This window comes from Mesorhizobium sp. AR10 (assembly GCF_024746795.1).
Lineage (GTDB): Bacteria > Pseudomonadota > Alphaproteobacteria > Rhizobiales > Rhizobiaceae > Mesorhizobium.
Map to the genome: position 1 here is coordinate 4,634,613 of NZ_CP080524.1, position 23,369 is coordinate 4,657,981.

The 23,369-nt window shown below is 63.7% G+C and carries 13 protein-coding genes and 1 pseudogene; 8 read left to right on the plus strand and 6 right to left on the minus strand.

Translation table 11 applies throughout. The annotated features are described in order from the left end of the window. Positions 1 to 244: 244 nt before the first annotated feature. A pseudogene (locus LHFGNBLO_RS33720) lies at positions 245 to 806 on the minus strand (macro domain-containing protein). Positions 807 to 995: 189 nt separating this feature from the next. On the opposite strand from LHFGNBLO_RS33720, the gene LHFGNBLO_RS26125 reads away from it, so the two are divergent. Further along, positions 996 to 2,681, plus strand: a complete 1,686-nt coding sequence (locus LHFGNBLO_RS26125) for a tetratricopeptide repeat protein (RefSeq protein ID WP_258602169.1) — start codon at positions 996 to 998, stop codon at positions 2,679 to 2,681. Between the two features lie 65 nt (positions 2,682 to 2,746). On the opposite strand, the gene LHFGNBLO_RS26130 is transcribed toward LHFGNBLO_RS26125, so the two are convergent. After that, positions 2,747 to 3,532, minus strand: coding sequence for a hypothetical protein (locus LHFGNBLO_RS26130; protein ID WP_258602170.1), 786 nt, complete (start codon positions 3,530 to 3,532; stop codon positions 2,747 to 2,749). A gap of 146 nt (positions 3,533 to 3,678) precedes the next feature. On the opposite strand from LHFGNBLO_RS26130, the gene LHFGNBLO_RS26135 reads away from it, so the two are divergent. From LHFGNBLO_RS26135 to LHFGNBLO_RS26160, 6 genes are read left to right on the plus strand one after another with little or no spacing between them, the layout of a single operon-like run. Next, entirely contained in the window at positions 3,679 to 4,311 is a 633-nt protein-coding gene (locus LHFGNBLO_RS26135; protein WP_258602171.1) for a hypothetical protein, read from the plus strand. After that, complete coding sequence (locus LHFGNBLO_RS26140; RefSeq protein WP_258602172.1) at positions 4,308 to 5,507, plus strand: DUF4350 domain-containing protein; 1,200 nt, start codon at positions 4,308 to 4,310, stop codon at positions 5,505 to 5,507. Before LHFGNBLO_RS26135 ends, LHFGNBLO_RS26140 begins: the two co-directional genes overlap by 4 nt. Continuing rightward, complete coding sequence (locus tag LHFGNBLO_RS26145) at positions 5,494 to 6,450, plus strand: AAA family ATPase (RefSeq protein WP_258602173.1); 957 nt, start codon at positions 5,494 to 5,496, stop codon at positions 6,448 to 6,450. Before LHFGNBLO_RS26140 ends, LHFGNBLO_RS26145 begins: the two co-directional genes overlap by 14 nt. Beyond that, positions 6,447 to 7,757, plus strand: coding sequence for a DUF58 domain-containing protein (locus tag LHFGNBLO_RS26150; protein WP_258602174.1), 1,311 nt, complete (start codon positions 6,447 to 6,449; stop codon positions 7,755 to 7,757). Before LHFGNBLO_RS26145 ends, LHFGNBLO_RS26150 begins: the two co-directional genes overlap by 4 nt. Further along, positions 7,754 to 8,770, plus strand: coding sequence for a stage II sporulation protein M (locus LHFGNBLO_RS26155; protein ID WP_258602175.1), 1,017 nt, complete (start codon positions 7,754 to 7,756; stop codon positions 8,768 to 8,770). Before LHFGNBLO_RS26150 ends, LHFGNBLO_RS26155 begins: the two co-directional genes overlap by 4 nt. After that, positions 8,757 to 9,620 carry an RDD family protein gene (locus LHFGNBLO_RS26160; RefSeq protein ID WP_258602176.1) on the plus strand — a complete coding sequence of 288 codons (864 nt, stop codon included), beginning with the start codon at positions 8,757 to 8,759 and terminating at the stop codon, positions 9,618 to 9,620. Before LHFGNBLO_RS26155 ends, LHFGNBLO_RS26160 begins: the two co-directional genes overlap by 14 nt. A gap of 5 nt (positions 9,621 to 9,625) precedes the next feature. Here the strand turns inward: LHFGNBLO_RS26160 and LHFGNBLO_RS26165 are convergent, their stop codons facing one another. Next, on the minus strand, positions 9,626 to 10,312 hold the full coding sequence (locus LHFGNBLO_RS26165) for a D-lyxose/D-mannose family sugar isomerase (protein ID WP_258602177.1): 687 nt from the start codon (positions 10,310 to 10,312) through the stop codon (positions 9,626 to 9,628). 139 nt (positions 10,313 to 10,451) lie between these two features. Here LHFGNBLO_RS26165 and LHFGNBLO_RS26170 point away from each other — a divergent pair, with 139 nt between their 5' ends. Continuing rightward, positions 10,452 to 11,510 (plus strand): D-TA family PLP-dependent enzyme, encoded by a 1,059-nt coding sequence (locus LHFGNBLO_RS26170; RefSeq protein WP_258602178.1) that lies wholly within the window; start codon positions 10,452 to 10,454, stop codon positions 11,508 to 11,510. A gap of 50 nt (positions 11,511 to 11,560) precedes the next feature. On the opposite strand, the gene LHFGNBLO_RS26175 is transcribed toward LHFGNBLO_RS26170, so the two are convergent. The 3 genes from LHFGNBLO_RS26175 to LHFGNBLO_RS26185 form a co-directional block, all read right to left on the minus strand. Then, entirely contained in the window at positions 11,561 to 12,313 is a 753-nt protein-coding gene (locus tag LHFGNBLO_RS26175) for a heme ABC transporter permease (RefSeq protein WP_258602179.1), read from the minus strand. A 98-nt stretch (positions 12,314 to 12,411) separates the two neighbouring features. Further along, a complete protein-coding gene (locus LHFGNBLO_RS26180) occupies positions 12,412 to 14,193 on the minus strand; it encodes a glucan ABC transporter ATP-binding protein/ permease (protein ID WP_258602180.1) in 1,782 nt (593 codons plus the stop codon). Between the two features lie 357 nt (positions 14,194 to 14,550). Continuing rightward, on the minus strand, positions 14,551 to 23,109 hold the full coding sequence (locus tag LHFGNBLO_RS26185) for a GH36-type glycosyl hydrolase domain-containing protein (protein ID WP_258602181.1): 8,559 nt from the start codon (positions 23,107 to 23,109) through the stop codon (positions 14,551 to 14,553). Positions 23,110 to 23,369: the final 260 nt, after the last annotated feature.

A 23,369-nucleotide genomic window follows, 5' to 3' on the forward strand; every position in this document is an offset into this window, starting at 1 on the left:
GTTCCGGCTAGAGAAAAAATAAATCCAAGTGGAGATTCTGAGTACTTAACGAAGCTAAATCTATCACGAATTTCCCCGGTTGTCATAGCTAATACCGAGATACCAATCGTATAGCCTATCAGTCCTATCAGCACGATGTAGGCTATTTGCTTTTTCCAAACGCTCATAGTGAATAAGGCCTTAACACGGAAGCGGCACCGCCCGCAGCAGAGTCTGCCAAAAACGGAAGGATCCGAGAAACCATCTATTGAGAGAATCCGCTCCCGCAATCTGACCCATGAGGCTTGATGTGGCCCTTGGCCAGCTTCCTAAGATCGTCAGAGAACGCCGCAAAGTCCTCAGGAACCCTTGCTGGCTCCTTATGCTCCGCTACGAAATCTGAGGCAACTTGTATGTCATGGATGTACACAGGGATACTCACTCGAGCCAGATGGTGCTCCATCACAGGACGAACGTCTTCCCAATTTAAGTTACCATTTCCGCATCCGAGGGGTGGAAATGAAACCGAGGTGATCCCTAGATCCTTATAGGTGCCGACGAATTTTTGCAGACCGCTTCGAAGGCAATTTCCACGTGGTTTTAGTCGGAAAATTCAATACCCATCGCGTGTCGGAACGCCAGAGATGGAGGTTACCGACCTGAAATGTTCGCGATTCGCACAGGTCGCGATACTCTCGGAACATTCGCGGGTATCTGCTTTTGAACTCCTTCGCGATTCCTTTACCCATGACGCCCACCGTATTAACGGTGTTGACCAGCGTCTGTGCGGGAGATTCAAACACACTGCTTTCAAGAAAAGTGATCATTCGCTTAGGTGCCCTAGGTCAGAACGAATGAGAACATATAGAGAACATTTGACAGGCTTTCTAGCACGATTCTGCGGTGCTGTCGTTAACGTCGCCTCGCCGGCTGATTGTTATACACACTTCGAGGCTCCGATTGGGCCTGTCAATCCGGTTCGGCTCGCCAGCTGGCCAAGACTTGCGTGAGAAGAAATGGATCGCTTTAACCTCGGCACCTACCAGCGTCCCATTTCCACACGCTCGGCGGAGGCCCAGCGCTGGTTCGATATCGGCCTCAACTGGTGCTACGGCTTCAATCATGAGGAAGGCATCAAGTGTTTCGAGAAGGCGCTGGAGACAGACCCTGACTGCGCCTTCGTGCATTGGGGCATCGCCTATGCCGCTGGCCCTTTCTACAATCTGACCTGGAAGGAACACGGCAAGGACGAGGCGAACCGGGCGGCCAGGCGCTGCTTCGAACGTGTCCAGCTCGCACTCTCGAACGCCGGTCGCGCCAGCGCGGTGGAACGACGGCTGATCGAGGCTCTGGCCCGCCGCTTCCAGGAGCCGCATGGCGTGACGCCGTCCGAGTTCGAGACATGGGACGACGCCTATGCCGCCGAGATGCGGCGCGTCTACGAAAGCTTTCCCGACGATCATGACGTGATGGCGCTGTTTGTCGAAGCGCTGATGATGCGCACCGTACGGCGCCTTTGGGACCTCAAGACCGGCAAGCCCGCACCAAATTCGGACGTGCTCGAGGCGCTGGAGGTCTGCGAGCGGTCAATCCGGCTCGCCGACGAGGCTGGCATCGCACAGCATCCGGCGATCGTGCATTTGCACATCCATCTCCTCGAGATGTCCACCCAGCCCGAACGCGGCATGCGCTCGGCCGATCTGCTCGGCGCCATGTGCCCGGATGCCGGCCACATGAACCATATGCCGGGGCACATCTACGTGCTGTGCGGCGAATACGAGAAGGCGAAGCTGGCCAGCGAAAAGGCCGTGCGCGCCAACGACCTCTATCTCGCCTATTCCGACGAGACGACCTACTACCTGCTCGGCTGCTGCCACGACCTGCATCTCATGATGTTTACCTGCATGCTACTCGGCCAGTACCGGCCGGCGCTGTGGGCGGCCGACAAGGTGCGCAGCCTGGTGACGCGCAGTATCGTCAGCATCCCCGACCGGCCGAAACTCACCCAGACGGTGGAAGGCTATCACGCAATGAAATCGCATGTGCTGGTGCGCTTCGGCCGCTGGCAAGAGATCATCGACGAACCGATGGTGGGCGAGCCCGAACTCTATGTGCTGACGACGGCCATGCAGCACTACGCCAAGGGGGTCGCGCATGCCACACTGCGTGAGTTTGCGGCGGCCGAACGCGAGCGCGATCGTTTCCATCAGCATATGAGCCGCATCCCGCCCGAACGGCGCTTCCTCAGCAACCCGACCCGGTCCTCGCTCGCCGTCGGTGCTGCCCTGCTCGACGGTGAGCTCGCCTATCACCAGGGCCGGCACGACGAGGCCTACGACCATCTGCGACAGGCGGTCGAGCTTGACGACAATCTCTCCTACACCGAGCCGTGGGCCTGGATGCACCCGCCGCGGCATGCGCTGGCTGCGCTGCTGCTCGATCAGGGCCACGCGCAAGAAGCCGAGCAGGTCTATCGCGACGATCTGGGCCTGAGCGGCAAGGTGCAACGCTGCGCCCAGCATCCGAACAACGTCTGGGCGCTGCACGGTCTGGTGGAGTGTCTGAAACGCCGCAGCGAGGTCGACGAGTTGCCCGCGCTGCAGGCCAGGCTCGCCACGGCGCTGGCCAGGACGGACGTGCCGATCACCTCGTCCTGCTTGTGTCGGACGAGCGTGCAATCGGCGCAAAGCTGCTGTCACTAAGGGTTGCGTCGAGAGCGGCACGATGTTCAGGCCGGTCTCGATGCCGCGCCGTGGCGCGAGCTTTCCTACGAAAAGATCTCCGCCAGTTCGTCGACGCTCGTGCCTTCCTTGACCTGACGGAGTTCGACGTAGCTGACCGCCGTTGCAATCGACAGCACTGTCGACGATACCGCTGACACAAGGCCGGCCACGACAGCAGCGACAATTCCGCCAAACAGGAGAACGGCCACCGCCATCGCCCACTGGATGACCGAGGCGAGGACGATCAGGATCAGGAAAAGACCGAACAGCGCCCAGCGGCTTCCCTTGGTCAGGACACGGCTGCGCGACATGGAGCCGAACACGCCGCGCCGCTCCTGCACCAGAACCGGCACAGCCACCGACCAGCCGAGCCACAAGATGATACCCGGGACCAGCAGCGCTATTGCAGCCAGGCCCGAGCCCAAGGCGACGAGCAAGCCGATCCCCAGGGTTGGCAGCAAACAGCGGAGCGCTATCCGAAGGCAGTCGCCAATGGCCGGTCGTTTGCCGTTGAGGTCTTCGATCGTTGCCCTGACAAGGGCCGACTGCAGCAATAGCGACAGGACAAAATATATGATCGCGACTGCAAACGAGATCAAAGAATCGCGAAACACGGTGTTGGAATCGGCAAGGGCGATGGCATTCGGGTCGGCGAGTATGCTCTCCATGTGTGCCTGATTCCAAAGCTGAAGAACAAACGCAGGTAGGCCTGAAAACAGCAGCGCCAACCCCAGGCACAGACCAATATTGCGGCTGATGACCGCGAAGCTGTTGTTGAACACCCTGCCAATCTGGAATTTCTCAGACCGTTCCAGCGTTGTTGAAGTCATGATGCGTCCCCCGTGCTCATCGCGGCATGCCCGCTAGAATCCCGATAGTAAATCTGCCAACGTTGATGTCTGCCGTCCAGTCCACTTGCAATTTTCTTGCTGTATTGCCAGTGTCGATGTCGAACCGCAGGTTGCAGGGGGAGTGGGTGACAGCTGCACAGCCAGACGCTGCGGGAGCCGAGTGGCTGGCCAGGATGCACAAGCAACTGCTCGCCGATGATTCGATCCAGTTCGATCTCCCGGCCTATGTGCCGCCCACGCCACCCGATTGGCTGAAGCCGCTGCTCGACATGCTGTCGTGGCTCGGTCCCTACATGATCTACCTGTTCTGGGGGGCGGTGATCACGGGGGCAGCGATCATCCTGCTGCTGATCTTCCTCGAGATGAAAGGTATCGCCTGGCGGCTGCCCTGGCAGCGCGCAAAGAGCGCAGCCGTGGCGGAAGAGACATGGCGTCCCGACGCCGGCGCCGCGCAGATCCTGTTGTCGGAAGCCGATGCGCTGGCGGCACGGGGCCAGTATGACGAGGCTGTGCACCTGTTGCTTCGTCGCAGCGTCGCCGACATTGCCGGCCGGCTGCCCGACTTTCTGCGTCCATCGCTGACGGCGCGCGACATCGCCGCCGCGCCCTCCATTCCGGCGCGGGCGCGCCATGCGTTCACCCAGATCGCGCGCATCGTCGAGGCCGCGCTGTTCGCGCGCCGGCCGGTCGGCGCCGAAGGCTGGCGCGAAGCACGCGGCGCCTATGAGCAGTTCGTTTTCCAGGATGCCTGGACGTGAGCGCTGCGACGGTCGAGACAGCAGAGCAGGAACCGTTCAATCGAAGAACGTTGTTCTGGGGTGTTTTCGCCAGCCTGTTTGCGGCGGCAGGTTTCTTCCTGCTGTCCACCTATGCCCCCGACTTCCGACAACCCAGCAATGGCGGCGCGACGCCGCTATCCAGCGGCGGCACTGGTTATGCAGGGCTGGTGAAATGGCTACGGTTGACCGGCAATTCGCCGTCCATGGCACGCAGCGAAAGCGACATGGCCCACTATGCGTTGCTGATCGTCACCATTTCGCCCGAGAGCGACCCGGAAGCGCTCGACCATATCCTCGAACTTCGGGAAGACCTGCCCACACTCTTCGTGCTGCCCAAATGGCAGACCTTGCCGCTGCAGGAGCACGAGGGATGGGAGATGAAGATCGAGCGGCTGCCCGATTCGGTGGTCAACGACTGGCTTGGCCGGATCGCCAAGGCGAAGCTCGGCATCGGCAAAAGCACGGTGCAGCAACTCGACATCGAAGGCAATATGGTTGCCGCGCCCGACGAATTGCAGTGGGTTGCCGACGATCACCCGATCGTAGCTGCAGGCAATGGCAAGGCCGTTGTCACCGAAATTCCGGACAAGCCGTTCTACATCCTGACAGACCCCGATCTGATCAACAATGCCGGGCTCAAGGATCCCGCCAAGGCGACAGCTGTGCTCGACCTGATTGCCTCGCTGCAGGAGGGCCCGGTCATGTTCGATCTGACGCTGCATGGCGCCGGGCGCAAATATGACCTCGCCAAGCTTCTGGTCGAGCCGCCTTTTCTGGCGCTGACCCTTTCGATCCTGGCGGCGGCGGCGCTGGCTTTCCTGCATGGTCTCGGCCGTTTCGGCCCGCCGCGTGCCGATTTGCGCGCCATCGCCTTCGGCAAGCGCGCGCTGGTCGATACGACGGCGATGCTGCTGCGGCGCGCCGGGCGGCTGGGGGAACTGGGAGACCGCTACGCGGCCCTGATGCGGGTGCGCGCCGGCGCATTGCTGGGCGCGCCGCACGGGCTGCAGGGGGAAGCGCTCGACCGCTGGCTCGATTCCCGCGATAAGGACGAAACCGACGGATTCACTGCCAGGTCGCAAGCGGCCGCCGTCGCGAAAAACCTGACACAAATGCGCGAGGCGGCCGAGCGGCTGCACGCTTGGACGGCAAGGAGGCTCGGTGAACGTCGATGATGTGAAGGCCCTGGCGACACGGATCAGGGAAGAAGTGGCCAAGGCGATCACCGGGCAACACGACACGGTGGACCTGATGCTGACGGCGTTGTTCGCAGGCGGGCATATCCTGCTGGAAGGTCCTCCGGGCACCGCCAAGACGATGACCGCGCGCTGCTTCGCCCAGGCCCTGGGCGTCGCCTACGGGCGCATCCAGTTCACGCCGGACCTGATGCCCGGCGATATCGTCGGATCCAACATCTACAATTTCCAGACCGGACAGTTCACGCTGACCCGCGGACCGATCTTCTGCGACCTTTTGCTTGCCGACGAAATCAACCGCACGCCACCCAAGACACAGGCAGCACTTCTGGAGGCGATGCAGGAGCATGCGGTGACCTTCGACGGCACGACGCACGCGCTGGGCAGCAACTTCATGGTGGTCGCCACCCAGAATCCGATCGAGCACCAAGGTGTCTATCCGCTGCCCGAGGCACAGCTCGACCGCTTCCTGTTCAAGCACAGGGTCAGCTACCCCGACGCGCACGAGGAACGGGCCATCATCGTCCATCATGGTGGCGGCTCCGCCTCGCACGACATCGCGCAGTACGGCATCAAGGCGCAGGCGGACCGGAAGACACTGGAAGCGGCGCTGGCAACCGTCGGCTCCGTCACCCTTGTCGAAGACGTCGTCGGCTATATCGCGACGCTGGTGCGCGCCACGCGCGATAGTCCCGATCTGGAGGTTGGTGCCAGTCCCCGCGCGGGCGCCATGCTGGCACGGGCGGCACGCGCCCGGGCAGCGCTTGACGGACGCGCTTATGTGATCCCCGACGACGTCAAGGCGCTGGCGGTGCCGGCGCTGCGCCATCGCGTCATCCTTTCGCCGGCCGCGCAGATCGACGGGCGCCTCGTCGAACAGATCGTCTCCGACCTGGTCGAGCAGACGGAAGCCCCCCGTTGATCTATCCAAGCGGCCGAGCGGTGTGGACGGCGGCGGCAGGCGCGGTGCCGGCCTTCCTGGTCGCACTGGCACTGCCGTCGCTGTGGTATCTCGGATTGCTATGGATCTGCACGCTGCTGGCCTTCCTGGCGGTGGACGCCGCGGCAGGACGCGGGCGGGCATCGCTGAGCGCCAGCCTGCACGCGCCGCCGCAGGTCAGCGTCGGCGGTCAATTCACCGTCCATGTCGCGGCCCGTTTTTCCGGCCGGCAGCGCGCGGTGGAGGCGCGCGTCGGCCATGATGCGCGCCTGGCGCCGATGGGCGGCACCGGTGGAGCCTTGACCCCGGCCGCCGGTGGCGGATCGCTCGACCTTCGCTTTCAGGCGCTGCGGCGCGGCATCGCCGGCTTCGACCGCTTGTGGGTACGCTGGCGCGGGCCGTTCGGACTGGTCTGGAACCAGGTCATCCTGCCGATGGACAGCAAGGTTGCGGTGTTGCCCGATGTCAGCAGCGCCCGCGACGAGGCAATCACGCTGCTGCAGCGCGAGGCGCTGCCGGACGGCCATGCGCAGCGCCGGGCCGGCCAGGGCCGCGAGTTCGAGGCGCTCAAGGATTACCAACCCGGCATGGGCCGGCGGATGATCGACTGGAAGCGCAGCGCCCGTCACGGCAAGCTTCTGGCGCGCGAGTTCCGCACCGAGGAAAACAACAACATCGTGCTGGCCATCGACAGCGGACGGCTGATGTGCGAGCCGGTCGACGGCATGCCGAAGGTGGACCGGGCGGTGACGGCCGCATTGCTGACGGCGTTCATCGCTCTGAAGGGGGGCGACATGGTCTCGCTGTTCGGCTTCGATGCGCGGCCGCGCGTCTCCAGCGGCGCGGTGCGCGGCTCCGCCAGCTTTGCCATGATCCAGAAGCGGGCGGCGGAGATCGACTATTCCAGCGAGGAGACCAATTTCACCCTGGCGCTGACGACGCTTGCGGCGCGTCTGGACCGACGCTCGCTGGTGATCATCTTCACGGATTTCGTCGATCCGATCAGCGCGGAATTGATGCTGCGCACCGTCGGGCGACTCACCGAGCGTCATCTGGTGCTGTTCATGATGATGAAGGATATCGAGCTGGAGACCTTGGCCGACATGCCGCCCCGGTCCGGCGAGAGCATCGCCCGTGCCGTCGTCGCCGGCGGGTTGCTGCGCGAAAGACAGGTCGTCATCGGCCGGCTGCGGCTGCTCGGCGCGCATGTGATCGAGGCCGACCACCAACGGCTGGGGCCGGCGCTGGTCGAACGCTATCTGCAGCTCAAACGCGAGGATCTGTTGTGACCGCGCCGGCAAACGGCAATGTCGTGCGCCAGTCGCTGGCCAGCTTCCGTCTGGAGCGCGAGGCCGACTGGAAGGCATTCGAGGCGCTGCTCGCTCGTGTCGAGAAGCGCGCGCCGCGAACACTGTCGGAAGAAGAGCTGCTGTCGCTGCCGCTGCTCTACCGATCGGCCTTGTCCTCGCTGTCGGTGGCGAGAGCGACATCGCTCGACAATGCGTTGGTCGCCTATCTCGAATCCCTGTCGCTGCGGGGCTATTTCTATCTCTACGGGGCACGCCGAAGCTTGAGGCAGCGCATCGCCGATTTCTTCCTGCATGACTGGCCCGCTGCCATTCGCGATTTGTGGCGCGAGACGCTGGTGTCGCTTGCGCTGATGGTGATCGGCATCGGCGCCGGTTTCTGGCTGGTGGCGTCCGACAAGGGCTGGTTCGACGCGATCATCCCCTCGAGCCTGGCCGGCGGCCGCAACCCGGACGCGCCGACAGAAGTGCTGCGACGCGTGCTCTATGAAGGCGGCGACAGCTTTCTGTCGGGCTTTGCCGCCTATCTGTTCACGCACAACGTCCAGGTCGCAATCCTGGCCTTCGCCCTCGGCTTTGCGTTCGCCGTGCCGACTGTTTTGCTGATGCTCCTGAACGGCTGCATCATCGGCGCCATGTTCCAGATATACTTGGCCAAGGGCCTTGGTTTCGGGCTTGGCGGATGGCTGGCAATTCACGGCACCACCGAACTGTTCGCGATCGCGCTGGCGGGTGCAGCCGGCATGCGCATCGGCACACGCATCGCCTTTCCCGGCGAATTGACCCGCATGACGGCGGCGGCCCATGCCGGACGCGTGGCGGCGACCGCCATGGTCGGCGTCACGGTGATGCTGCTGTTTGCCGGACTGCTCGAAGGCATCGGCAGGCAGACGATCACCAGCGATATCGCGCGCTATGCCATTGGCGGCGGCATGCTGACGCTGTGGATCGTCTATTTCTACCTGTTCCAGGCGGTGCGACATGGCAACCGCTAGCCGCCCTGCCGTCGAGACAATACGGTCGCTGATCACCCCCGAAGGCGTCGATCTCAGGATAAAGCTGGCCGACGCCGGGACGCGGGCTTCCGCCTTCCTGCTCGATGTGGTGATCATCGGCACGGCTGCGATCGTGATAACGATCGTCGCGCTGTTCGGGCTGGGCGGCCTCGGCTACGACCAAGCGCAGCCGCTCTTCGTCGTCTGGATCATCCTGATCTTTTTTCTGCGCAACGTCTATTTCATCGCCTTCGAAGCCGGCCGGCGCGCGGCGACGCCCGGCAAGCGGATCGTTGGCATCAGGGTAGCATCGCGCACCGGGGCCGGCCTGTCGATCGACCAGGTCATCGCCCGCAATCTGATGCGCGAGATCGAGGTCTTTCTGCCGCTGTCGATGCTCGCCGGGCGCAGCGGAATGGGGATCGCCGACACGCTGACGACGATCTTTGGGCTGGTATGGACGCTGCTGTTTGCCTTGTTCCCGCTCTTCAACCGGGACCGCATGCGGATCGGCGACCTGCTGGCGGGAACATGGGTGGTCGAGGCGCCGAAGCGCAAGCTGATGGAAGATCTGTCGGCGCGGCAGGATCCGGTAGCCAGCGCCGTTCATTTCAGCCACGCCCAGCTCGATGCCTACGGCATTGCCGAACTGCACAAGCTTGAGGAGGTGCTGCGCCGCGACGACTATGTCGCGCTGCGGGCGGTGGCCGAGACGATCGGGCGCAAGATCGGCGCGTCGCCTCCCCTTGATGCCCGCGCGTTCCTTACCGCGTACTACGGAGATCTCAGGGCGCATCTCGAACGAAAGCTGCTGCTTGGCACCCGCAAGGCCGACAAGCACCAGCGGTAGATGTGCTACCCCACCCACTTCTCATAGTCGGACACCAAAAGGTGCAGCGGCGCGACATCCTCGTCGATGTTTGAGAAGCGGCCGATCGGCTCGCGGAAGACATTGTCGGTGACATCGTCATTGACGGTCGAAACCTCGCCGATCAGCACATCCTTGCCCTCGGCCCAGAAGGCATGCCAGACGCCCGGCATCAGGGTGACGCTCTGGCCCGGATCGAGCTTCAGCAGCCCGCCCGCCGGCAGTCTGTGGATGGTTCCGTCGACCGGCACCGACACTTCGGCCCGCGGATCGATACCGCCGTCGCGATCGTGCATGAACAGTTCGAGCACCAGCTTGCCGCCACCACGGTTGATGATGTCCTCCGCCTTGATGTTGTGGCGGTGCATCGGCGACAGCTGGTCCTTGCGCGAGATCATGATCTTCTCGGCATAGAGCATGCCCATGCCCTTCTTCATGTCCGCGTAGACGCCGTTGCGCACGGTGAACAGGAACAGGCCGAGCTCGTCGAACTTCTCCTGGCCGTAATCGGTGATGTCCCAGCCGAGGCGCGAGGTGAAAATGGCCGCAGAGTCAGCCTTGCGCGCCTTCATCTCCTCCGGTGACCAGTAGGCGAAGGGCGGCATGATGTAGCCGAACGAGCGGATGAAGGCGTCGGCGTCGCGGATGATGTCGTTGATGGTGGAGCGTTTCATGATCATGATCCCTTCTTCAGGCGGTGCTCACAGCGCATAACCGAACACCGATCCGGTGTCGACGTAAACTGCGTGCTGGCCTCATGACATCCGGTCCGATCAGGGCCATAAGTCCAGCAAATTCCCTGGGTGAAATTCCATGCGCAGCATAGACGACCTCGATACGCCGGCGATCCTCATCGATGCCGGCCGCGCCGAAGCCAACATCGCGCGGGCGCAGGCCCATGCCGACAGCCATGGGCTGAACCTCAGGCCGCACATCAAGACCCACAAGCTGCCTTACTGGGCGAAGAAGCAGGTCGCAGCCGGCGCCGTCGGCATCACCTGCCAGAAGATCGGCGAAGCAGAGGTGATGGCCGATGCCGGCCTTGCCGATATTTTTCTGCCCTACAACATCCTTGGCAGAGCCAAGCTTGAACGTTTGCTGGCGCTGCACCGCCGGGTGACGCTGTCGGTGACATCAGACAGCATGGAAACGCTCGAAGGATTGGCCGCCACCTTCACCGATGCCGGCCACCCCTTGCCGGTGCTGGTCGAATGCGACACCGGCATGGGCCGCTGCGGCGTCCAGTCGGCCGACGAGGCTGTGGCGCTGGCCAGGCAGATCGACAAGGCCAAGGGGCTCAAATTCGGTGGGCTGATGACCTATCCGGCCGCCGGCCGCGCCGCCGAGGCCGAGGCCTGGCTTGCCGGTGCCAAGCAGGCGCTCGCCACGTCCGGTCTTGCCTGCGAACGCATCTCCAGCGGTGGCACGCCGGATATGTGGCGCTCCGGCGAGGATTCCGTCGTCACCGAATACCGCCCCGGCACCTACATCTATCTCGACCGCTACCAGGTCGCCAAAGGCGTCGGCAACCTCGACGATTGCGCGCTGACGGTGCTGTCGACGGTGGTCAGCCACCCGACGCCGACGCGCGCCATCCTCGATGCCGGCAGCAAGGCCCTGTCCAGCGACACGCTCGGGCTCGCCGATTTCGGCGAATTGCTCGGCGTTGCGGGCGCGCGGGTCACCGGCCTCAGCGAGGAGCATGGCAACGTCACGCTATCGGGCTATGCAAAGCTGCGTATCGGCGAGCGCGTGCGCATCGTGCCCGACCATTGCTGCGTCGTCACCAACCTGTTCGACCAGGTGCATCTGATATCAGGCGAACAGGTGCTGGAAGCGCTGCCGGTGGCAGCGCGCGGGCGCACCGGCTGAACAGCGATACGCGGAGCGACAGAGGGGGCGCGCGACGGAACTCGACGGGGTCAGTTAGCCTGTCTGGCCGCGACGCGGCGCATGGAAATGACCCGCCGGCGGCGGATCTCAGTGCGCATTGCCATCAGATGCAGGGCGAAGAACAGCACGGTGAAGCCGACAGACATCACCAGCAACGGCCAGAGCAGGCTGGGGTCGATGGTTGGCCCGCCGAGCCGGAACACCGAAGCCGGCTGATGCAGCGTGTTCCACCAGTCGACCGAGAATTTGATGATCGGGATGTTGATGAAGCCGACCAGGGTGATGATGGCGGCGGCCCAGGCGGCGCGCGCTGCATCGTCGAGCGCCCGGGTCAGCGCGATGATGCCGAGATACATCAGGAACAGGATGAACACCGACGTCAGCCGCGCGTCCCACACCCACCAGGTGCCCCACATCGGCTTGCCCCAGATCGAGCCGGTGATCAGCGCCAGCGCGGTGAAGACGGCGCCGATGGGAGCCGCGGATTTGAGCGCGACGTCGGCCAGCGGGTGACGCCATACCAGCGTGCCCAGCGCCGAGACAGCCATCAGCGTGTAGCACATCATGGCGAGCCAGGCGAAAGGCACATGGATGTACATGATGCGCACGGTGATGCCTTGCTGGAAGTCTTCCGGCGCCGTGAAGCTCATATAGAGCCCGGCGGCGAGAGTGAGCGTGGCGATGACCGCCAGCCATGGCACGACCTTGTCAGCCAGCCCGACGAAGCGCGTCGGGTTGGCAAGATCCATCCAGCTGGTGAAGCGTGAACTCGTATCGCTCATGCGGCTCTACATAGACCGGCGGCGCCCTGGCGGCAATCGAGTGCCTGTGTCGCAGGTCAGGTAGAATGCGGCCCGGGTATAACCCGAAGCCAGTTCGCTCAGGCGGCCTCGTCTTGCTGCTGCTGGACGGTGCGGCTGAGGCGGCGAACCTCCTCGTCGTTGAGCAGGCCACCGGCACGCAGCAGGCTGGCAAAGCGGCCGTTGCGGATCGACAGTTCGGCGAAACCACCCATCTCGATCACCCTGCCCCTGTCCATGAACACGACCAGATCGGCGTCGCGAACGGTGGTCAGGCGGTGGGCGATGATGAAGGTGGTGCGGCTGCGCCGCAATTCGTCTATCGCCTCCTTGACGCGGTCCTCGGTCTCGACATCGAGCGCGCTGGTCGCCTCGTCGAGCACCAGGATCGGTGCATCCTTCAGCACGGCGCGGGCGATGGCGATGCGCTGGCGCTCGCCGCCCGAAAGCTGACCGCCACGCTCGCCGACGACCGTGTCGTAGCCGTTGCTCTTCGACAGGATGAAATCCTGTGCGGCGGCGGCATTGGCGGCGGCATGCACCTCGTCATAGGTCGCCTCGGCCCGGCCGACGCGGATGTTGTCCTCGATCGAGCGGTTGAGCAGGCCTGCATCCTGGAACACGGTGGCGATCGAGTGGCGCAGCGATTTGCGGGTCACGGTGCGGGTGTCGACGCCGTCGATCAGGATGCGGCCGCTGGATGGCGTAAAGACGCGCTGCAGCAGGTTGATGAGCGTGGTCTTGCCGGCGCCCGTCGGGCCGACAATGGCGACCGTCTGGCCGGCCTGGACCTCGAACGATACGTCATCGACGCCCTGCCCCGAATTGGCGAATTCGAAGCCGACATTCTCGAACCGCACGTTGCCGGAGACGTTGGTGAGATCTCGCAGGCCATCGGGCTCGGCAGCATCAGCCGCGGAGTCCTCAAGCTGATAGAACTCCTCGAGCTTGGCCCTGGCTTCGGAAATCTGGTTGGCGAAGGCCGACATCTGGTCGAGGCGGGCGATCAGCAGCGTGGCAAAGCCGGTAAAGGCGATGACGTCGCCGATGCGCAACTGGCCATGCATGACCAGATAGGAACCGATCAACAGCACAATCATCATCGAAATGGTCGACGACAGGCGGTGCAGCGCGTTGGCGATCGCCCACCAGTCGAGCACCGGATTCTGGGCATCGAGCAGGTTCTTGACATAGCGCTTCAACGCGTCGGTCTCATGGCCGATGCGGTTGTAGCTCTGCAGCACGGCGACGTTGCTGACCGAGTCGGTCACATGCGCGAACACCTGGTGATAGTGCCGCTCCACGGCCGCCTGGCCTTCCTTGGTCCGCCGCATCACCAGCCGGCCTATGCCGAGATAGAGCGCGCCGAGCGCCAGCAGCACCAGCGACATGCGCAGGTCCATGCTGATCGCCGTTGGCACCAGCAGGACCAGGGCAACGGCGGTGGACAGATGCTGCCGCATGAATTCGAGCCACAGACTGAACAGGGTCTCGACCGCGCGCAAAAGCGTATGCAGGGCGTTGGAGGTGCCGCGCTGATGGTGCCAGGCGAGCGGCATGGTGATCACGCGCTCGAACGACTGGCAAAGAACCTCGCTGCGCCGCTTATGGGCAAAACGGTCGGCGCCGCGCGCCACCAGCACGAAGGCGATGATGTTGAAGGCGCCAAGGCCGGCCCACAAAGCAACCGTCTGGAAGACGGAGCCGCGGTCCGAAATGGCATCGATCACCCGTCCGAACATGATCGGCTCAAGGATGGCAATGGCTGCGAGGGCGACATTCGCGCCGCAGATCAGCGCTACGCGCTTTCTGTCGGCGGCGAGATAACCCAGCGCTCTCCAGTAGATTTGCAGAAGGGACACTTCAGCTTACTCCGCCAAACTATTTATTGTGCACTGCATCATTTTTCAGAGTCGTACCGGTTGATGCGTCGCAAAACAATGCCCCAATACCGTGTCCGTTCCAATTTCGCGAACAAAACATGGCGACGGTTCGAAATCTGCCGTGATCATCTAACGGTTTGAGATAAAAGGTGAAATGTCAGCCTTGCGGCAAAATCATGGCAGCCGGCAGGCGCTGCCACAATTTTAATCAGCAAGCGGTTGTGCCTGTCTTCGAAAGCCGTGATCGGCCCTTTCGGAAAGGATGATGCGCAAGTAAAGGCGGTGCAGCGGCGCGCGTCGCCGAGAGACGCGCCGGAGCACTGCAAGCCATTGAAACTACATCGGTATCCGAACGACCACCTCGGCCTTGTCGCCGGCCTTGGGCTCGAAAGACGAAGCTTTAATCTTCGTGCCATTCACTTCGAGCGAGATAGCCTTGGCTTTTTTGTCGCGGACGACCCGAACCTTGATCTCGGCCCCCAGCATCTTGAGCGTTGCCGAATATCCATCCCAATGGCCAGGCAGTTTCGGCCTGAACTGGATGCTCTGTCCACGGCGCTCGATGCCAAGGATGCTTTCCACCGCGGCACGGTAGAGCCAGCCGGCCGAGCCGGTATACCAGGTCCAGCCACCGCGCCCGCCCTTGCCTTCGCCGGCATAGATATCGGCCGCAACAACATAGGGTTCGACGCGGTAGTGCTCGGCCGCGGCGTCATCGACGGCATGGTTGACCGGGTTGAGCATCGAAAAACAGCGGTAGGCGTCGTCGGTGCGCCCCATTTCGGCTAGCGCGATGACGAACCATGTCGCCGCGTGGGTGTACTGGCCGCCGTTTTCGCGGACACCCGGCGGATAGCTCTTGATGTAGCCGGGGTCCTTCTCCGTTTTGGAGAAGGGCGGGGTGAACAATTTGACGATCTGGAGCTCGTCGTCGACGAGCATTTTCATCGCCTGTTGCATGGCCGTCGTCGAGCGCGCCGGATCGCCCTCGCCTGAGAGCACGCTCCACGACTGGGCTATCGAGTCGATCTTGCATTCCTCAGAGTTGCGAGATCCCAGCGGTGTGCCATCGTCGAAGCTGCCGCGCCGATACCATTGGCCGTCCCACGCCGTGCTTTCCAGCGCGCGCTTCAGCGCATCGGCGTGCTTTGTCCAGGCCTGCGCCCGCTTGGCATCGCCTTGCGCCTTGCCGACGGCAGCAAAGTCGCCCAGCGTCTTCAACAGGAACCAGCCCAGCCAGACGCTCTCGCCCTTGCCCTGCTCGCCAACGCGGTTCATGCCGTCGTTCCAGTCGCCGCCGAGGATCAGCGGCAGCCCGGCCGGGCTGCTGCGCTTGACGGCAAGGTCGAGCGCCCGCGCGCAATGGTCATAGAGCGAGGCGGTGTTCTTCGAGATTTCCGGGGTGAAGAAGGCATCATGCTCGCCCTCACCCAGGACCTGCCCGTCGATGAAAGGCAGTTGCTCCTTCAGGATCGAGGTGTCGCCGGTCACCAGCAGATAGCGTGCGGTGGCGTGCGCCAGCCAGACCACGTCGTCGGAGATCATGGTGCGCACACCGGCATCGGTGCGGGGCAACCACCAATGCTGGACGTCGCCCTCGGGGAATTGCCGCCGCGCCGCGTTGAGGATCTGGTCGCGCGCCAGTTTCGGATCGTGGGCAAGCAGCGCCAGCGTGTCCTGCAACTGATCGCGGAAGCCGAAGGCGCCGCTCGCCTGGTAGAAGGCGGAGCGGGCACGGATGCGGCAGGCAAGGCTCTGGTAGGGCAGCCAGTGGTTGACCATGGCGTCGAGCGCCTTGTCGGGCGTCTCGACCTGGATGGTGTCGAGGAAGCCGCGCCATTCGCGCTCGTTGTCGGCCAGCCGCTGATCGAAATCCTTGCCGCGATGGGTCTGCACCAGGGCACTCGCCTCCTCCGGAGAGGCGGCGTCGCCGAGCAGCCAGAGCAGCGTCACGTCGCCACCCGCGGGGATGTCGACGTCGCGTGCGATGGCGGCACAAGGATCGTCGCCGGCCTCGACCCGGCCCGACAGACCGGCGCCGTTCAGCACCGCGTGCGGAAGCTCGCTGGTGCCTTGCCTGCCGATGAACTCGCCGCGGTCGGCCGTCACCGAATGCACCGCGCCATCGGCGGCCAGGAAGGCCACCCGTTCGCTGAAGTCGAGCCCGTAGGGATTTTGCGCCAGCAGCGCGCCGGTGGCGGCATCCCTGGACGGCACGATGGTCGCCGCCGTGCGCGAGCGGTGGCCGCCCAACACCCATTCGGCATAGGCGTAGACGCGCAGCCGCGCCGGCACAGAGCCGGTGTTCTGGATGCGCAACCGCGTGATCTTCACCGGATCGAGCGGATCCACCACATGGGTCAGGTCCATCGACAGCGGCCCACGCCTGGAGCGGAAGGTCGAAAATCCCTGGCCGTGCCATGTTTCATAGGTCATGGCGGGATCGCGGACCACGGCGGCCAGCGGCGAGAACGCCCTGCCACTGGCATGATCGTAGATGTAGACGCCCTCGCCCGGCCGGTTGGTGACCGGGTCGTTCGACCACGTCGTCAACTGATAGTCGCGGCTGTTGCGGCTCCAGGTGAAGGCAGCGCCTTCAGCCGAAATATGGAACCCGAACGACGCGTTGGAAACGACGTTGATCCAGGGCTGCGGCGTCGTGCGCCGGCCGGCAAGGCGCACGACATAGTGGCGTCCGTCGCCTTCGAAGCCGCCAAAACCGTTCCACTGATTGAGCCCGCTGCCATCGGCTCTGCTTTCGGCCGGGTCATGAAATGCCACCGGCATCGACGTTTCGCGCAGGGTCAGGGCCCCCGCCGGCTGCAGGGCTTCCCGCGCCTGAATTGCTGCCGCCTCGGCGCGCTCGATCTGATCGAAGATGGTGCCGTTGCGCGTATGCAGCACGACGCGGGCAACGGCGAGCAGCGTCTTGTAGGTCGCCTCGTCCATCAGGTCGCGACGCACGGCGAAGATGTGCTGGCGCGGCCCGAGTTCCTTGCCGCGCAGGCGGCTGTTTTCGCACAGCGTCTCGACCGCCCGCTGCAGATCCTGCACGTAGGACGACGCCTGCTCGTTGACGACGACGAAGTCGATCATCATGCCGCGGGCGCGCATATATTCCTGGAAACGAAGCGCCTGGGCGACGATCTCCAGGTCGGCGACGTCGCCGATCCTGACCAGGAAAATCGGAAAGTCGCCCGATATGCTGGTCGGCCACAGGCTGGATTGCTTGCCGAGCCCCGAGGCGATGGATTCCGCCGGCAGGCGAAGGAACGGATCGGGATAGATCAGGTAGCGAGCCAGCTTCTGCACATTGGCGGCGTCGGTCAGGCTGAGGCCAAGATGCCTGGTCTGGACCTGCGAGCGGGTCCAGGCCAGCATCGCCTGGCGGGCGAAGCTCTCCGGATGATCGAGCCGCGCGACCGCTTCCTCCAGCTCGGCGCGGTTGGCGCCAACCACGGTCCAGAAGGTCAGCGAGATCTTCTTGTTGGCGGGAACGCGCACCTGCCGGCGAAGTGCTGCGACCGGGTCCAGCGTGAAGCCGGCATGGCCGCCAAGCTTGGCGCCGTGATCGAAGGCAGCCGCCTCGGTGATGGTGCGGCCGCGGCCGATGAAGGCGCGCCGGTCGGTTTCGGCCTCGGCATCGCGCGCCAACCCGGACGGATCGGTGACGAAATGCACCATTGTCACGTCAGGCTCGTTCTTTTCCCGCTTGCGCCTCGTGGCGAAGATCGCCCCGTTGTTGGATGCGATTTCGGTTTCCACAAACATTTTGGAGAAGGCCGGATGCGCATTGTCCGACGTCTCGGAGCCCAGCACCAGTTCGGCAAACGAGGTCACTTCGATATGCCGGTCGGCAGCGCCGTCATTGTAGAGCGTGACCCGCCGTCCCTCGCCATTGCCCTCGGAGATCACGATGCATTCGACCTCCGAACGCAGCGACCCCACCGATTTTACGAAGCTCGCCTTGTCATCGGAGAACAGCGTCTGCACGCGCTCGTCCGGCGCACGCTTCGGCTCGGCGGTCGCCGACCACCAGTCGCCGGTGCCGGCATCGCGCAGGAAGATATAGGAACCAAGCCGGTCCTCGGTCGGGTCCGGCTGCCAGCGGGTGACGGCAAGTTCGCCCCAGCGGCTGTAGCCGGAGCCGGTCGCGGTGACCATGACCGAGTAGCGGCCGTTGGACATGACGCTGGTCGAACGCAGCGCCTTGAGCGGATCGAGCACGATGCGCGCGTCCGGGCTCTCGGCCTCGGTCTCGTCCTTCGACCGCTCGTCGGCCTCGGTCCTGACGGTGGCGGTCGGGATGTCGCGCGGCGCCCTCTCCTGCAGCAGCAATTCGGCCGACTCGATCACCGGATCGCTGTGGAAGCGGTCGCGCATTCGCCCTTCGAAGATGGCGTTGGCGACGGCGGCGATCGTCATGCCGGAGTGGTGGGCCATGTAGTTCAAGACGACGACATGGTCGGTGCCCTCAGGCACGCGCTGGGGCGTGAAATCGACCGCATCGTAGTAGCCGTGCCGGCCAAGCGCGCCGATCGCCCTCAGCCTGACCAGGTTCTGGACGGATTCGCGCGGCGTGAACTGCGCCGCCAGCACGGTCGCGTAAGGCGCGATCACCGTGTTCTGGCCAAGGCCGCGCTTGAGGCCAAGCCCGGGCACGCCGAAATTGGTGTACTGGTAGGTCAGTTCGCGGTCGCGGGCGTTGTAGGCCGCTTCCGAAATCCCCCATGGAACGTTCTTCGAACGGGCGTACTGGATCTGGCGCTTGATGATCAGCTTGCTGGTCTGGTTGAGGATGCTACCATGCGGCTCCTTCATGACCAGCGGCGGCATCAGATACTCGAACATCGAGCCGGACCAGGACATCAGCGCGCCCTGGAAACCGATCTCGACGATCGGCCGGCCGAGCCGGAACCAATGTTCGGTCGGCAGATCGCCCTTGGCGATGGCGAACAGGCTGGTCAGCCGCGCCTCGGAAGCCAGGAGATCGTAGCAGCTCTCGTCGAGTTGATGCTCCTCGACCCGGTAGCCAATCGACAAGAGCTTGCGCTCCTGGCGCATCAGGAAGGAGAAATCCATCTCGAAGGCGTAGCGGCGCGTGCGCTCGCGCAGCGCCAGAAGCTTGGCGCGCAACGCTTCGACCGCGTTGTCGTCGCTGTGCGAGTCATGGACATGCGCCTCGCAGGTGGCCTCCAGTCTGGCGGCCCAGTCGGCAATGATGTCGCTGCGCGTCGATGCGGCCTCGGTGTGGATGGCGGCGGCAAGCTTGCGGATCTCGCCGGCCAGAACGGCCAGATTGATGGTGCGGATCGACGCCATCTCCGGCTGCGCCTTGATCGTCACCACCGCGCGCCGCATGCCGTCGAGGCGGTCGGCCAACCTCTGGCGCAACGGCCTCAGCTGACGGCGGTCGTCAGGCAAGTCCTCGAGGCTCTCGTCGAGGATCGTCACCGTGTCGAGAATGCCTTCGAAGTCGCCCTGCAGGTGGACGGAAGGCGCTTCCGCCCATTCGGCGCAGGCAGCGGCCACCGCCACCAGATGGCCGGCGAGATTGCCGCTGTCGACGGCTGAAATATAGAGCGGATAGAGTGGCTTCAGCGTTGTCGTGTCGTACCAGTTGAAGAGGTGGCCGCGGTTGCGAGGCATGCTCTCGATGGTCGACATTGTGGCATCGATACGGGTGATGGCATCGGACAGGCTGATCCAGCCGAAATCGCGGGCAGAAACCACGGACAGGAGATAGACGCCGATATTTGTCGGCGAGGTGCGCGGCGCCACCACCGGCGCCGGGCTTTCCTGGAAATTGTCCGGCGGCAGGTTGTGGTGCTCTGATGTCACGAAAGTTTCGAAGTAGTGCCATGTGCGCCGCGCCACCGTGCGAAGCGCATGGATGTCGGCCGCCGATATGCGCAGGCGGTCCTCGGTTTCGGCCGAGCGGCTGATCCAGGCAGCGATGGCCGGCGAGCCGATCCAGAACAGTGCAAAGAAGAAGGCGACGAAGGCGCCGGTGGAATCGGCCAGCACCGGTATGGCAAGGCCGACGACGCCGATGATCACCGCGCCATACATCATGCCGTAATAGGAGCTGACATCGTTGTCGCCGCTCTTGTGCGCCTGGGAGGCCGTGCGCCATTCGAGCAGGTTCTTGCGGCTGACGAACAGACGGTAGAGCGTGCGGATGATGGAGTCGCCCATCATCCAGGCATTATGCGCCATCAGCACGATCTTCAGCGCCACCAGGGCAGTGCCGAAGACAACGTCGCGCGCCAAAGCGGAGAAATGCCCGCGCGCCGTCTGATCGCCGCTCTTCGGCAGGATGCCGTTGACGATATCGAAGGTCGGCGCCATGAACAGGCTGAGGATCAGCAGCGCCTGCCATTGCGCGGCCTGCGTGAAGGGCAGCAGCGTCCAGCCGGCGATCGCCGCCATCACCCAGAAGATCGGCGTTAGCGAGCGGCGCAGATTGTCGACCATCTTCCAGCGCGACAGCGCCGGCACGCCGGAACGCGGGTCGAAGATGAAGCCGAGAAGCTGCCAGTCGCCACGCGCCCAGCGGTGGTGCCGCGAGGCATCGACCGAATAACGGGTCGGATAGTCCTCGACCAGTTCGACGTCTGTGACGAGGGCCGAGCGCGCCAGGGCGCCTTCGAGCAAATCGTGGCTGAGGACAGTGTTTTCCTCGATGCGGCCCTTCAGCGCCGCCTCGAAGGCGTCGACGTGATAGAGGCCTTTGCCGGTGAACGAGCCGTCACCGAAGACGTCCTGGTAGAGATCCGACACCGCAAAGACGTAAGGATCGAGACCGCGATTGGCGGAAAAGACCCGCTGGAAGAAGGACGCGTCGTCGCCGCTGGTCAGCGAGGCGGTGATGCGCGGCTGCAGGATGGTGTAGCCGGCGGTCACCAGGCGCTTTGCCGCGTCGAAATGCGGACGGTTGAGCGGATGGCAAAGCTTGCCGACCAAAGTGGCGACGGCGTCGCGGGTGGTGCGGGTATCGGCGTCCAGCGTCATCACGTGGACGATTTTTTCCGGCAACGGCACTGCCAGCGGCAGGAAGGTGGTGTCACTGTCGCCACGCAGCAGCAGGTTCAGTTCGTGCAGCTTGCCGCGCTTGCGTTCCCAGCCCATCCAGGCGCCCTGGGCGGCATTGTAGAGCCGCCGGCGGTGCAGGATATAGAAGCGCGGTGCGCCTTCGCTGGGGTAGCGGGCGTTCAGCCGCGCGATCTCGGTGCGGGCGAATTCAAGGATCTCGACATCCACCGCATCGATTTCGGTCTTGCTGTCCGGCCAATCGGAAAGCAGCGCGAAATTGATCTGGTCGTCCATATTGGCAAGGTGATGCACTTCGATGTTGCGGATGTTTTCCTCGACGTCGTCGCGCGAGCCGATCAGCGACGGCACCACCACCAGTGTGCGCACCTCGGAAGGCATGCCGTGCTTGTAGTCGTAGCCGACGAGGCGCGTCGGCTTGAGGAACAGCGAAGCGACTGTGTTGAAGAAGGCGAGCGCGCCTTCGCTGGCCGGCACGGCAAACAGCGCCAGCATCAGGACGATCGACGGCACCGACAGGCCGAGATGGGCGAGCGCGTTGCCGGAGAGGACCAGAAGCAGGGCCGTCAGCGCAAACACCGGCACGACAATGCCCAGCCAGCCAGTCTTGCGGAACGCCCGTTTGACCGTCTCGCTGATGGTCGGCCGATAGCCGATCGATTTTTCGAGCTCCAGCCGGCGCGGACCGACGAGAAAGAACCCGACATCGGTGTGAACGGCCGGATCGGCGATGTCGACTCCGGAGGCATCGACGACCGAGACATGGCCGGCAAGTTCGATTGCTCTTTCGGCGACACGAAATTCGGACAGGTCGGAGCGGCGCGCCAATTCCTCGATCGAGGTCCGGTATTGGTCGCGCGAGAAGAAATCGAGCGCGGCGAAATCGGTGCGCTCGCGCAGCAATGTGTCGATGCGGCTGACGTCTTCGAACCACACCGTCCAGTCGACATCGTTGATCAGGCGCAGGCCACGGATGATGTTACCGGTGGTTACATTGCCGCTGGAGAGCGTGTGATGCTCGCCGATGATGATTTCCTCGGCATCTGAGCCGGTCTTCTCGAGTTCGCCCTCCAGCCATTCCAGCGCCCTGCCGGCATTCTGCGATCCGTCGCGCAGGCGATAGAGCAACTGGGTGGCAAAGGTGGTGTCCTGCGCATGGATCACGTAGTTCGACAGGATCGCCTGCCGGTCGGCACTGTCGTCGGTCGCCAGCACGCGGTCGGCGACCTCATTGGCGATCTGCCGCATCTGCCGGGTGCGGTTGACGCGGACCGCGATGCGGCGAAGGTTTTCGATCAGAACGAAGCGCAGCAGCGACGGCAACGCCCAGAGTTCGCCGATCTTGAGCGGCTCGATGGACTGAAAACCCTCGACAATCGACTTGAACATGGTCGCCGAGACGGAACTGTCGGAATGCGCGACATAGGTCCAGGCCAGCGCCAATGCGCGCGGCACGACGATGGTTTCGGACAGCTTCAAGGTCGGCAATTGCCGGTAGAAACGGCGCGGCAGGTCGCGCTTGACCTGGAATATGGTTTCCTCGACCAGATAGTTGTTGTCGAGCAGCCACTGCGCCGCCGGCGTGATGGTTTCGCCCCTCGACTGCGCGGCATTGGTCGAGCGGTAGACTTCAAGAATCTTCTTGGCGCTGTCGCGGATGCGTGCCTGGAAGTCGAACGGGGTCAGACCGAACAGATCCGTGACATCGCCCTTGGCCAGGCTTTCGCCCAGCGCGCGCAGACGATCCTCCGGCAGGAAATTGGAGCGTATCGGCTCTTCCGTGATGACCGGGAAGGTGGCGCTCGTCTTTTCGATCTGAGCAGGATTCGTCTGAATATTCATTGAAAATTCCGCATGGGGGGACGCAATGCGGCGTCACCGCCACGGCAATGTCCCTAAAACCGATTCAAATGCAATTGGTTGCATCGCAACCCTGGCCGAAAGTTTGTTTTCGCACCACGCCCGGGCGTCATCCTTTCGACACTCGAGGACGAGCGCCCCACGCTCCCGTCCGCATTTGATCGACGGAAGGATTCGGGCTTTTTCGTGATGCAGGCAACAGCTTACGCTATATTTCGCCGACACCGCGATCATGTTTGGCA